Origin of the sequence: Halomonas sp. KX33721, from assembly GCF_001596805.1 — a bacterium.
Classification (GTDB): Bacteria; Pseudomonadota; Gammaproteobacteria; order Pseudomonadales; family Halomonadaceae; genus Vreelandella; species Vreelandella aquamarina.
On sequence record NZ_LVIA01000007.1, the window covers coordinates 64,988 to 76,853 of the forward strand.

The following is an 11,866-nucleotide window of genomic DNA, read 5'->3' on the forward strand; positions in this document are numbered from 1 at the left end:
CGCTTAGGGCTGCCGGGAGGTGACGAAATGCGATAGCCCAACACTCACCAAAAGCCCCAATAAGGCCCGATTAAGGGCAAATAAAAGTGATACGAAAATGAAGAAACGCGGTTCCCAGATTTACCCAACCCAGCAGCGGCGCGCTGAGCTAGCGCGAATGCTCAACGAAATGGCTAGCGCTGGCGACGTTAACGCCGCTGGCTGGCTGTTGCTGTTATCTGAGATTAAACGACCCAAAAGTGAGGTAACCCAGTGAACGATAATCTAAACACCTGGAAAGCATGGCTTGAACAACACCAGCAAGCACAAAAGGCAGTAAATGCTGCCACTGCCAAAGCGTCAGATGCACGGCACCAACTGGAGACCGCTGAGCGGCATCTCACATATTTGACCCGGCAGGAGAGTCCACACGGTCTAATCATTGCCGATCCAGCTACCCATGAGCAGGTTCAGAAGGTGACGGAGCACCTCGCTAAAAAATTGGAGCGTAGTGCTACACATCGTGATGACGCTATTCGCCAAGAGCTAAACCACACCTTGAACAAGCTTAAGCAGGCGCGTGCCCGCTTTGAAGAACATCAAGCCACCTATGCTGAATGCAGCGAAGCACAAACGCAGACAGAAAAAGCACTGGCTGTTGCTATAAAAGCGAGGCCAGATGCTTCACCGCAGGCATTGGAGGCAGTTACTCAAGCAATGGCAGACCTCCAACAGCGTGTCGATAAGATCAACGCCACGGTTGCAGCCATGAAAGATAGCGATAGCATCGCCGCCGATCTGGAAGCCCAAGCCCAAAGCGCTGCCGAAGAAGTAGAGCGCCTTGAAGCAAGCGCTCTGCTAGGCGAGGTAGACGAAGCCGCCAAGGGGCAGGCCAACACCACGCTAGCAAAAGCTCGCAAGGCTGCCGAGAAAGCAGCCGAAGAGGCAGAGAAGCAAGCCGCCGCCCGCCGTGGGTTGAATAAAATGCGTGACGACCTTCAAGCCGAGCTGAGCGAGCTGGAAAGCCTGCATCGTGGCGTAGGCTATGAGGTTAGCAAGGTCGCTATGACTAAGGCAGAGCGTGACCTATTGAGCGCTATCGAGGCAGCAGGCTTGCAAGATCGTCTTTCCGCTTTAAACGCCGCACGCGATCAAGCGAGCTTCTACGCTCCGGAGGGCACCGGGTACAGCAGCGCTAGTATTGAGATGAAGTTGTCTCATTTTTACATGGTGGCCGCACCTGAGCGCCTGGAATACTAGCCCGTAAGTTAATGACCAAAGCCGTGAGGGGCTAACCCTTCACGGCTTTTTCATGCCTTGCGCTGGCGCTCACACACGCCAAAAAATTAAAAGGTACTCCCCCACCCACCCCCGCTAGTACGGGGCAATCAGTCGCGGAATTTGCCTATGCACGGCAAATTTTCAGGGGTTGGTTGTTGTTTCTTTATCACACCATCATGCCGCCTATGGCTCTATGCTCCGCATACCGTGGCCACCGTTTCATAAAGGCCACATTAAAAGCGCTATCACGCTGATTTAACGGGTCTTTGGGCGAGCTGGCGCGAAGCCAAAAAGACGCCCACTTTCCGTTATGCTAGCCGACAAACTCCCCCCACCGTAGGCACGCGATACAACAACCCAAGGTAACCCAGCGGCATGACTTGGGGCGCTCCGGGCTGGTGCTTGGCATTCAGGTAATTTTGTCACGGTATGGGTTACGCAGGGCCAGCTAGGTAGGCGTATGCACTCGGCCAATGGGGTATGGGGCGAAGCCCCATGCAGCGAAGCGGTAACGACAAGGCAGGGTAAGCGAGGCGGCTTAATGGTCAACCGTCCACCACCCAGCCGCAAGCACCGCCGCGCCTTTCATTGCCAAACAAGGGTTAAATTTCACCCAATGAGGTGGCACCCTATAGAAATATTTTACCCCTAGCAGCAGTACGCGGGTTCAAAGCACGGGTTAAGAGGTTTAGCACGCCATAAGCGGGGGCATAATTGGGGGCATATTTAAAAACACACCAAGTTAATATAAAATAAAAACAATAGCTTAAATTGATTTTAAGCGGGACGCCGCCTCCACCACCTACCTAAATTCAGATGCTTCCATATAGGTCTGAATGAAGCTGAAAAGCCCGCCCCGTGCGGGTTTTTTTGTGCCTGTATGCTTTCGCATCACTCTATACAGCATTGCGCACCGTGTATGCCTGTGTGCATGCCGCCCCCCCCCCTCCTGTGTGTTGATCCCCCCTACCGGCCTTCGTCTTGATTTCTCACGAGTGCTGAGACGGCTGGAAGTGGCTTTCATTGTGCCGATAAGCCGTGTCTAGCACATTGACTGGTAATGGTAGGGTTACTTATAGCCGACTATCGTCTAACTAATTCAGCCTAAATTCATTACATTATCTGGCGAAATTTACTATTAGCGAAACGGATAATTTCCAAAAAAAAAGACGCAATAACTTATTTATCACAGGCTTTCATTCGGTTTTATTCCGTATTGCAGCGCAATATCGCTTGCTAAACTAGCGTCGCTTATTCCCCCTTCTTTTAACCATTATAAGGATAAACACACTATGATGACGTTACATCATGACCCAGGCCAGCTTCGAGTGACTCGTTGCTGGCCTTTTTTGTTAGCGGCCTTATTATTTTTTATTAGCCCAGCCGCTTTCGCGGTCACAGGTGAGATTGATTTAACCACCTCTGCGGTAGGGTTCTTCGCGGTGGCAATCTTTGTCCTGGCCTATTCCTTGGTCATGGCCGAAGAGAAAATCCACATGCGCAAATCCAAGCCTGTGTTGGTGGCCGCCGGTATTATTTGGGGACTCATTGGCTGGGTATATGTCCAGAACGGCATGTCGGATACGTCCGAGTACGCGTTTCGCGTGACGCTTCTGGAGTTTACCGAGCTAATGTTGTTCCTGCTGGTCGCCATGACGTATATCAACGCCATGGAGGAGCGCCGAGTATTTGATGCGCTGCGCTCTTGGATGCTGCGCAAAGGCTTTAACTATCGTACGCTTTTTTGGCTAACGGGCGGCCTTGCCTTTATTCTTTCTCCGATTGCCGACAACTTAACCACTGCGCTGCTAATGTGTGCCGTCATCACTAAAGTAGCCGAAGGCGACAAACGCTTTATTAACCTTGCTTGTATCAATATTGTGGTCGCAGCAAACGCAGGCGGTGCTTTTAGTCCGTTTGGCGATATTACAACGCTGATGGTATGGCAGGCCGGTCTGATTGAATTCCAGGAGTTCTTTATCCTGTTTATTCCGTCGCTGGTTAACTTTCTGATCCCAGCGATGGTAATGAGCCTGTTTATTAAAGATCAAAAGCCCAGCAGCGTATATGAGGATGTACAGCTCAAGCGCGGAGCGCGACGCATTATTGCGCTCTTCTTGCTGACCATTGGCACAGCGGTGCTGTGTCATACACTGCTTAACCTTCCGCCCGTGCTGGGCATGATGACCGGCCTAGGCTACTTACAGTTTTTTGGTTACTACCTACGCCAGAGCCTACCCCGTTCACTGGAACGCAAGCGGGAACGCTATAGCCGCCTGGGTGACAACAAAAAGCTGGAACAGCTAGGGGGCGTCGTGCCGTTTGATGTCTTCAACCGCGTTGCTCGGGCAGAGTGGGACACACTGCTGTTTTTCTACGGGGTAGTGATGTGCGTCGGTGGCCTTGGCTTTATGGGTTACCTGGGGCTGCTTTCAGAAGCACTCTACACCGGCTGGAACGCTACGTGGGCGAATATTGCGCTAGGGGTAGTGTCTGCAGTGGTTGATAACATCCCGGTCATGTTCGCCGTACTTACCATGGAACCTGAAATGTCTCATGGGCACTGGCTGCTAATCACGTTGACGGCGGGCGTAGGTGGTAGCCTGCTATCGATTGGCTCAGCCGCTGGCGTGGCCGTGATGGGTCAAGCGCGCGGTTCTTATACCTTTATGGGGCACTTGCGCTGGTCGCCCGTGATTTTGCTGGGGTATATCGCCAGTATCCTGGTTCATATGTGGCTCAATGCCGAAAGCTTCGCGCTGTTTGGCTAGCCTTAGTAGGTAAACACGCTAGCCCGCCCAGCGCTCGTGCACTGGGCGGGCTTTTTAATACGCTTCGAAAAGATATTCAATGGGCGTGGGTCGCCCAAATAGATAGCCCTGATAGCGGTAGCAACCGTGGCCTTTCAACCAGTCGAGCTGCGTTAATTGATAAACACTCACGTTCTATGCTGCTGTCGAAAGCGGGCAAAAAGATCCATGGGCGACCACTTTCCTTGTAACCACGGCGCTAGTAAACGTGTTGAAAGCGGGATAAACACAAACACCATAACGGGAGTCAGCATCATGGTACTCATCAGCACCCGCGGAATGAGCGGCCACTCGGCTAACACACTGCCAAACGTCCACTGAAACAGTAGTGAAATGGGGAAAAACGCCAGCCAGACGGCTACGGCTTGCTTCCAGCGCGGTGGGGTAGCTCCAGGGCTTACCTTAAACCACGCATCCAAGCCTGTTGCCCGGTGCTCATGGGGCGCATCGTAAAGGCCTTTACCCCGCTCAAGCCAAGCATGGCGAGAGGCCGAATGCTCCCAAGCAGAAAGGGTTTCCTGGCTGTCAAAGCGAAAAATGATCTGATACTCATCATCTTCTTTAGGGGGCGCCAATACACCGGACCCCAAGTAGCCAGGAAAGTCAGCAGCGAGTTCACGACCTTCATTTAGCCAACGGTTAAAGTCTTGGTAGCGACTATTCGCGACGCGACGAGCCACCATCAATGTGACAGGTGAGGCAGACATGGGTAATCTCCTAATGTGTAAGCAGCTGCTGCCGGGTAGGCGAGCTGCAAGCATTCAGGCGGGTAGTCCTGAAGCACGTGCCACATTATACAGGCAATATTAATGCCATGTATGTATCACCGGCGCGGGATTGGATGACGCTGCTCGCCACGCTGAAACGCTCGAACATGCTGATAAATATCAATGGCACTTTGAATGGCATCGGCCTCTAACGCATCTGGCTCAATCACCGGGCCATCCACACCGCCATTTTTTCGCATTATTTCATCAACATCGGCGCGATAGCGATCCAGCAAATGCTTAATATTCATGCGGATTCGGTGTAGCTCTAAATTAAATGCTTGGCGCTGTTCGGTGCGCTTAAAGACATCAAGAGGGTTTTCTGCAGACTCAATCAAGCTATCTAAGGTGTTGCACACTAAACGCTCGGCGGTGTTTAAATTAGGTATGACGGAGTAAACAAGCTCATTCAGCGTCATTTTTGCATTATATTGGGGCATAAGCAGGCTCAGCGGCGATTAAGTGGAACAATATCGTGAAAACGACCTTGCTCGGTAAACGTTAACCGAAAAACACCATGAACCCCCTCCTCCCCCACCACGCGTCTAAGCGCTTGAGCAGGGAAAACAACCCAGCGACCATCTACACTTCGTGTACGCACATTGTCGTACTGCCCTTCATAGTGGGCAAGGCATTCGTTGACACTTAGATGAATAATGACGTCTATTGAGAGCATAACGTTGCGCAATTCGGCTGGCTCGCAGATACTCCATACTAACTGAAATGGCCTAAACATCGGTAATCGCTTATGGATATTTCTGCTTTAAATGCGTTTTCCGGCTCCACTGCGACTTGGTCGGCTTCCAACCTGCCTACTCCGCGGGTAGAGCGGAACGAGACTGGCAGTCAACGCTCTAAGGCCGACGGCCCGCTTTCCAACGCTGAGCCAAGCAAAGAGACAGACGAGCGTACAGAGAGTAGCGAAAAGACGGCGGGCCCTACTCGCCCTGATGGCACTCCGTTAGCCCCGGAAGAGATTCAGCAACTTGAGCAGTTAAAGCAGACAGATCGAGAAGTGCGCCAGCATGAAATGGCTCATCAAACAGCAGGCGGGCCCTACACAGGCGGTGCCTCTTACGATTATGAGGTCGGCCCAGACGGCAAACGCTATGCAGTAGCCGGTGAGGTGCCGATTGATTACGGTCCGGTTCCTGGCGATCCACAAGCTACAGTCGAAAAGATGCAGACAGTGATTGCAGCCGCCATGGCACCAGCTGATCCATCGCCAAAGGATCTGCAAGTTGCCGCTCAAGCACGGCAGTACTTACTCGAAGCAAAGCTAGAGGCCGCACAAAAACAGAGCGAGATGAACCAAGCGCGTGGCGAGCATGATAGTGAGCCTGCCAATGACGAGCCGCCCGAGCAGGCAGCTTAAACGCTAAATCATTTGAGCGAATATAGCGTGGCTAACGCTCGCCACTCATGACGCTGGGTCCAATGTGTTAGCCACTCTGATACGGCTTCTGGTGGCATTGGCCGAGCAATACCATACCCTTGGGCTAACTCACATCCCAGCGCCATTAGCGCCTTGGCATGCTCAAGCGTCTCTACGCCTTCGGCCAGCATTGGGCGTTTAAATCGATTCGCCATATAAATAACGCTTTCGACAATGGCCATATCATCCTGGTCGCTCAGCATATCGCGCACAAAGCTTTGATCAATTTTAATTAGATTGACAGGCAGTTGGCGTAAATGAGTTAACGACGAAAACCCAGTACCAAAATCATCAATGGCAAAACTGACCCCTAGCGCTTGGCAACTGGCCATATTTTTTAGCGCAGCTTTCACATCATGCATTGCCGCACTTTCCAATACTTCCAGCTTTAACAGTGAAGGCGACACCGAGGGGTAGCGGGCAAGCAGCTCTGCTAAACGTTGGCTAAAGTTGCTCACCAAAAGGTGCGTAGGGCTGATATTGACGTTAATCGGCATTTCAATACCGTCATTTTGCCACTGAGTCAGCTGTTGTAGCGCATGCTCTAACACCCACTCGCCTAGATCCACTTCCAGCGGGGTGGCATCTATAGTTGACAAAAACTGCCCAGGAGATAACAGCCCACGTTCGGGATGTTGCCAGCGAATTAATGCCTCAACACCCACAACCTGGCCGCTGCGCATATCTACCTGCGGCTGATAGAAAAGTCGTAGTTCGCCATGCTTTAGTGCATCCATAAAGCGCTGACGCTGCTCATGACGTACCTGAAGCAGGAGGTCATGGGTAGGATCAAAAAGGTGGTAGGTATCCCGGCCGCGCTGCTTGGCGCGATACATAGCTTGGTTAGCATGGCGCAAAAGCACATCGCCTTGAGCATGATCGCTTGGGTAAGAAGTAACGCCTAAACTGGCAGTCAGGTAAATTACCTGGCCTTCAACGATTAGCGGTTGGCGAATGGAGGCCAACAGCTTTTCAAAAAACGAGTCCTCGACACCATGGTGAAGCAGCAGTACAAACTCATCACCGCCGATACGAGCAAGTACATCATCACTAAATAGTAGATGGCTGATGCGTTGTGCAAATGCCGATAACAAAGCATCACCTACCTGAGGGCCAAGACGGGCATTAATGGCGTGAAAGTGATCAATATCCAGAGAACAAATCGCCAGCGGCAGTTGTCGACTTTCTGAGTGCTGGATGGACTCTTGAATGAGCTGGGTCAGCAGCTGCTGGTTTGGCAACCCTGTTAATGCATCAAAATAGACTTCACGATTCAAGTGGCGGGCGGATGGGAAGGAATGGCAGAAAGATCTGCCAGAACAATCACATGATGATCAATTCGACCCTGCTCATCACGAACCCGGTTTACCGACATCATACCGGGGTAAAACTGTCCGTCGTGGCTACGATAACTAATCTGGCTTTTACTGCGGTCTCGCAGTTGAAGCTCCTCGCGCATCAAACGCGTGGTGCGGCTATCGTCGAATGGCAAAATGCTGAATGCTTCCGGCGACCGGCCTCGAACTTCACTCAGCGCCAACCCCGTTAGCTCGCAGAAGGATGGATTAGCATCCACCACAAGATTATCGTACTACTTTAGCCCTAACTGCTATTAGCCCGCTTATCTTCCACCAAAAAGGGAGCACTAGGCCCCCTTCGGGCTACACGTTTGGCTTGACGATACTAGCTGTAGGTTAGCTGTTGATGGCTCTGTAACGACCTCTCTTCAACATGAAAGCGGCTAACAAGCGTGGTCATTTCCTCGGCCTGCTCGTCTAGCGAGCGGCTTGCTGTAGCGACTTGCTCAACCAAGGCGGCATTCTGCTGGGTAACATCCTCAAGCTGCGCCATCGCCCGGCTGATCTGCTCAACGCCCGATGACTGTTCATGGCTAGCCGTAGAAATCTCATCCATCAGGGACGCCATCTTCTGTACACGCGCGGCGATCTGCTCCAACGTGTCACTGGTAGTGGAAACCAGCGTTTCCCCTTCATTGATACGCGCGACATTATTATCAATTAGGCGCCGGATCTGGTTGGCCTCTTCAGCGCTGCGGCTTGCCAATTTACGCACCTCGTCAGCCACTACAGCAAACCCGCGTCCATGCTCTCCCGCACGCGCCGCCTCTACCGATGCGTTCAGTGCCAATAGGTTAGTTTGAAAGGCAATATTATCGATAGCCGTTACGATGGTTGTCACTTGCTCATTCGCCTGATGAATGTGCTGCATTGCCTGCCGGGCCTGCATCGCCACCTCAGTAGCTTCTTGTGCCTGGTTAGCAACATCACCGGTCATGCGCTGCGCCTGATGCGCATTATCTGCATTCTGACGCACGGTGGCAGTCATCTGCTCCATGCTGGAAGCTGTCTGCACGAGTGACGCTGACTGCTCCTCAGTACGCTGAGCTAGATCTTGGTTACCCTGAGCAATTTCATTGCTGGCAAGCGCTACCGACTGTGCATTGCGCTTCATTTCAGCAATCAACTGTTCTGTTTGCGCTGACGCATCGTTTACCGCTTGATAAAGCCTAGAAAGCTCATCACTACCGGGCACCGGCAGGCGCTGCGTCAAGTCATCGCCGCGCTCGGCAATGCTTACCAACGCTCGCTGAAGCGGTCTCGTCATGGTGCGAACAATGAGTATTGCCATGCCAATGGCAATTACAGCAGCCACTACAGCAATCGCTAAGTACCACCATAGATCTCGCTGTGCTTGGCGCTTAAGCTCATCAGCGGTGCTCACGATAGATGCAGACACACTATCCTCCAGCGCCTTTAAGCGGCCAATTTTTACTGTTTGCCAATCGAACCACTCTTCTGGGTTTACCCCGAAGCCTGCCGTTTGCTGAATCGCTAGTGCGCGCCGCTCCAGCACGCGCTCAACCTCCGGGCCACTCAAAGCTTCCTCCAGTGCCTCACGGTTAGCAGCACCAGATAAGACACGAAAAGTTTCTAGAAATGCACGTTCCTCACCTATTAATGACAAGAGACGCTGCAGGGTCGCTTCAGGCATCGCATCGGCAGCAAATACATTTGAAAGAAGCGCACGCTCAATACCTGCCAAATCTTTTGCCTCTAACAAATTATAATAGGCTGCCAGTTGACGGGTAATCGCGCCCTCTCCCGTTAGGTGGGCAAGCTCGCCAACGAGTACCATCAGCAAGCTATTAAGCCCTGTATAGTGGCCTAGCGCTTCCGGTGTTGCCACACTAAGCAGGTCTACCTGGTCACGCAGCGACTGGTTTTGCTGCCATTGTTGCTCAACCGCAGCCAACTGCGAGCTGATCGTGGAGGTCAGCAGCGTTGCATCAAGTTGATCACGCTGTTGGAAAAAAGCTTCCACCGCAGCATCCATGTTAGGACGCTGCTGGCTCAAACGATCACCAAATGCTTCCCCTTGGCTACCTAAAAACGTGTTGCTCTTATCATGGCCTAAGCGCCGTTGACCCGCTACTGCATCACTCGCCGTTAACGGCCTATCCACTCGATAAACGTGCTTTCGCCTAGTGCATGGCGCTCGTGGCGCAGGCGGCTCATCGCCGCATAGGGCAAATCCATCACTAAGCCATTGCTAAGCGGCTGTTCCAGCACTTGGCGCAGCAGCGCATTGCATACGAACAAGTATGCATGCATCACCTGAGCGAGTTATGAAGTGTTAACGCCATAGTGATGTTTTGATATGACAGCGGCAGGACACTCTCATGACGCCCTGATTACGGCTGCGTGACAACCTAGCGACAGCCACCTACACAGCAGCCGCGCCGCTCCACAAACAGGCTGTTACCCGCGGTTTTCTTGGCCTGGTGCTTGAGTTCCGAGAGCTGCGCGGCGATCTCCAGCGCCTTGCAAGGGGCGGGGTCGGTAATCGGCTTGACGGCAATCGAGACACTGACAAAGGGGAAGAACGTCACGCCTCCCTGACGGCTCTCTATCGAAATGCCCCCTTGCTGGCGGTCTTTTTCTTCGTAAAATCCAGGCGCCATCACTTCAAAAGAGTGAAGGATTTGCTGGCAAACGGTTTCCCAATGGCCCAGCGGTAGCAGCATCATAAAGTCATCGCCGCCGATATGACCGATAAAGCCACCCGCACTCTCTACCTGGGCCTGTAGCAGCCTTGAGAGTGAAATAATTACGTGGTCGCCGCGGGCGTAGCCGTAGGCATCGTTAAACGCTTTGAAGTTATCTAAATCCACATAGCCAGCCGCAAATCCGCTGCCTTGGGCTAAATAGGAGGCTAGGGTTTCGTTAATCAGAATATTACCGGGCAGCCCAGTGAGCGGGTTCGCGTGGCGCGCTTGGCGCACTTGAATCGCGGTAATTTCCCGCAGCAGGTCGACGATATTGCCCATGCCGAGGTAATGACCGTCGCTATCGACGATCACGAAATCTTCCTGCTCGATATCGCGGCTGTCGGTGAGCTGCTGGCTAAGCGCCTCCAGGGAGAGATCCGCATCCGCGACGATCATTTTAGGGTCAGCAATCTCCAGCACGCAGCGCTTGGCGTACATCGCGTGACTGTACTGATTGGTGAACAGCGTGAGGAAGGCATTGCGGCGCACCACCGCCACGGGAACGCCCTCTTCGATCACCGCCACGCAGCGCAAGCGCGGGTCCCCGCGAAAGCGCTCGGCCAGTGCTGGCACCAAACAGCTCGCCGAGACGCTCTCAATGGGGCGTAAAATGGAGTGCGCGGTGCGACCCGCCGGACTTTTTAGCTGGGTCGTCGCGGGTAATAGCGTATTGAGCTGCATGGGCGGCTGAAGGCTTGGCCGGGCAAAGTAAAACCCCTGCAGCAGTGCCAACCCGCGGTCTAGCTCCCATAGGCAGAGATGCTCGGCAGCCGTCTCGACCCCTTCCGCAATGAGCTGGCAATCCAGACTACGCGCCACATCCAAAATGGAGCGCAGAAACTCGCGCTTAGCGGGCTCCTGATCAATACCAGAGATAAAGTGGCGATCTAACTTGACGAAGTCGGGCCGCAGCTCTGACCAGTGGCGCAGGCTGGAGTGCCCGGCTCCTAAATCATCCAGCGCCACCTGAAAGCCCATATCGCGGTAGTGGTCCACCGCTTGACGCATCAGTTCGTAGTCGTGAATCGGCACGTGCTCGGTCAACTCAATGACCACGCGCTCAGGGGGCAGGCCGCTCTCTTGAATAAAGCTCAGCGTCAGCCCCTCGCGGAAGTCACGCTCCACGATGGTTAACGGCATCACGTTGAGAAACAACAACCCCGGCAATTCAAGCTCGGCAAACCGGCGAATGGCGAGCCGCCGACACAGCAAGTCCAGCTCGACCAGTAGGCCCGCCTGGGTCGCCACATCGAATAACCGCAGGGGAGAGTGAAGCGGGGACGTTTTTGGCCCGCGAATCAGCGCTTCATAGCCATAAATAGCCTGCTGATTGGCGTCCACAATCGGTTGGAATAGCACGTGCAGCTCTTCTGCCGCAATAATTTGATTTAGCCATTGTGCTTCTTGTGCGGTCATATGCCTGCTGCCCTATCAAACGTAAACTATCCCTATGATTTGTAACGCTTCATGAGGAAGGTTCTAGGGCAGCAAGCCTGCGTCATTGTGATGACATTTGTATGACAGA

Annotated in this window: 10 protein-coding genes and 1 pseudogene; 3 read left to right on the forward strand and 8 right to left on the reverse strand. The window is 53.1% G+C overall.

Annotation, left to right across the window (positions count from 1 at the left end):
- Window positions 1-252: 252 nt before the first annotated feature.
- Together A3220_RS02595 and nhaD are read left to right on the forward strand one after the other, a co-directional pair.
- Window positions 253-1,239, forward strand: a complete 987-nt coding sequence (locus A3220_RS02595) for a hypothetical protein (RefSeq protein ID WP_062372951.1) — start codon at window positions 253-255, stop codon at window positions 1,237-1,239.
- A gap of 1,313 nt (window positions 1,240-2,552) precedes the next feature.
- Window positions 2,553-4,031 (forward strand): sodium:proton antiporter NhaD, encoded by a 1,479-nt coding sequence (gene nhaD, locus A3220_RS02600; protein ID WP_062360524.1) that lies wholly within the window; start codon window positions 2,553-2,555, stop codon window positions 4,029-4,031.
- A 167-nt stretch (window positions 4,032-4,198) separates the two neighbouring features.
- Here the strand turns inward: nhaD and A3220_RS02605 are convergent, their stop codons facing one another.
- From A3220_RS02605 to A3220_RS16725, 3 genes are all read right to left on the reverse strand, one after another.
- Window positions 4,199-4,777: an antibiotic biosynthesis monooxygenase gene (locus tag A3220_RS02605; protein WP_054640969.1), complete on the reverse strand. Its 579-nt coding sequence runs from the start codon at window positions 4,775-4,777 to the stop codon at window positions 4,199-4,201.
- Window positions 4,778-4,893: 116 nt separating this feature from the next.
- Window positions 4,894-5,277, reverse strand: coding sequence for a hypothetical protein (locus A3220_RS02610; RefSeq protein ID WP_044629454.1), 384 nt, complete (start codon window positions 5,275-5,277; stop codon window positions 4,894-4,896).
- Between the two features lie 8 nt (window positions 5,278-5,285).
- Window positions 5,286-5,513: a DUF2835 family protein gene (locus A3220_RS16725; protein ID WP_074211151.1), complete on the reverse strand. Its 228-nt coding sequence runs from the start codon at window positions 5,511-5,513 to the stop codon at window positions 5,286-5,288.
- A 72-nt stretch (window positions 5,514-5,585) separates the two neighbouring features.
- Between A3220_RS16725 and A3220_RS02615 the strand changes: the two genes are divergently transcribed.
- Window positions 5,586-6,212 carry a putative metalloprotease CJM1_0395 family protein gene (locus tag A3220_RS02615; protein ID WP_062360516.1) on the forward strand — a complete coding sequence of 209 codons (627 nt, stop codon included), beginning with the start codon at window positions 5,586-5,588 and terminating at the stop codon, window positions 6,210-6,212.
- A gap of 8 nt (window positions 6,213-6,220) precedes the next feature.
- Here A3220_RS02615 and A3220_RS02620 read toward each other — a convergent pair whose 3' ends face one another.
- From A3220_RS02620 to A3220_RS02630, 5 genes and pseudogenes are all read right to left on the reverse strand, one after another.
- Complete coding sequence (locus tag A3220_RS02620; protein ID WP_252860406.1) at window positions 6,221-7,549, reverse strand: bifunctional diguanylate cyclase/phosphodiesterase; 1,329 nt, start codon at window positions 7,547-7,549, stop codon at window positions 6,221-6,223.
- Window positions 7,546-7,848, reverse strand: a complete 303-nt coding sequence (locus A3220_RS17745; protein WP_252860407.1) for a PAS domain-containing protein — start codon at window positions 7,846-7,848, stop codon at window positions 7,546-7,548. Before A3220_RS17745 ends, A3220_RS02620 begins: the two co-directional genes overlap by 4 nt.
- Before the next feature lie 107 nt (window positions 7,849-7,955).
- Complete coding sequence (locus A3220_RS02625; RefSeq protein WP_084812737.1) at window positions 7,956-9,755, reverse strand: methyl-accepting chemotaxis protein; 1,800 nt, start codon at window positions 9,753-9,755, stop codon at window positions 7,956-7,958.
- Window positions 9,740-9,907, reverse strand: a pseudogene (locus A3220_RS16730) (histidine phosphatase family protein); the annotation flags it as partial. The pseudogene A3220_RS16730 and the gene A3220_RS02625, both read right to left, overlap by 16 nt.
- A 95-nt stretch (window positions 9,908-10,002) precedes the next feature.
- Window positions 10,003-11,757, reverse strand: a complete 1,755-nt coding sequence (locus A3220_RS02630; RefSeq protein WP_062372953.1) for a bifunctional diguanylate cyclase/phosphodiesterase — start codon at window positions 11,755-11,757, stop codon at window positions 10,003-10,005.
- Window positions 11,758-11,866: the final 109 nt, after the last annotated feature.